This window comes from Herbiconiux daphne, assembly GCF_024979295.1.
Taxonomy (GTDB): Bacteria; Actinomycetota; Actinomycetes; order Actinomycetales; family Microbacteriaceae; genus Herbiconiux; species Herbiconiux daphnes.
The window spans coordinates 1-549 of sequence record NZ_JANLCJ010000708.1; the positions used below are offsets into that span (position 1 = coordinate 1).

The window sequence follows — 549 nt, forward strand, 5'->3', positions numbered from 1 at the left end:
TTTGGATTTAAATTCTTCTGGTACTTCAGTAATTAATCTGTCATTATCTTCTTCTCCCCCATCTACCACATCTGGTATGATGAAGAATTTGAGTTTTGGGTTGTCATAATACTTCCCAATCCATTTATAGAAGTTATCCCAGTTGATTACTTTACCAGATTTCCAAGCAGAGAATGCTCCATTATCAAATGCTATGCTATCACAGATATCGAAACATTTTGAGATCTGGTCTGTGTACAAGTATGAAATAAATGCACCACCATTCCTATAAACGATATCAGCGGCAGCACCTTTGGCTCCTACTACAGGGCCACCATGATAATGGATAACTGACATTAGTCGTTCTCGCCTCCGAGTACGGCTACGTATTCGAGTTCTTCTAAACGCTGTTGTTCAGTCATTCTACTACTCCTTCAAAATAATGTTTACGACAGACAGAAACGTAACTATCATTTCCACCTATCTGGATTTGTTCACCTGTGTATATAGGCTTTCCACTGTTGACTCGGAGAACCATAGAAGCTTTCCGTCCACAGTGACATATAGTTT

At 39.2% G+C, this 549-nt stretch carries 2 protein-coding genes; both read right to left on the bottom strand.

The window, feature by feature from the left end; translation table 11 throughout:
* The coding region (locus N1032_RS27280; RefSeq protein WP_259543837.1) for a hypothetical protein at positions 1 to 336 on the bottom strand (336 nt) is incomplete at its 3' end.
* Between the two features lie 61 nt (positions 337 to 397).
* Positions 398 to 544 carry a thymidine kinase gene (locus N1032_RS28590; protein ID WP_407933101.1) on the bottom strand — a complete coding sequence of 49 codons (147 nt, stop codon included), beginning with the start codon at positions 542 to 544 and terminating at the stop codon, positions 398 to 400.
* Positions 545 to 549 lie beyond the last annotated feature (5 nt).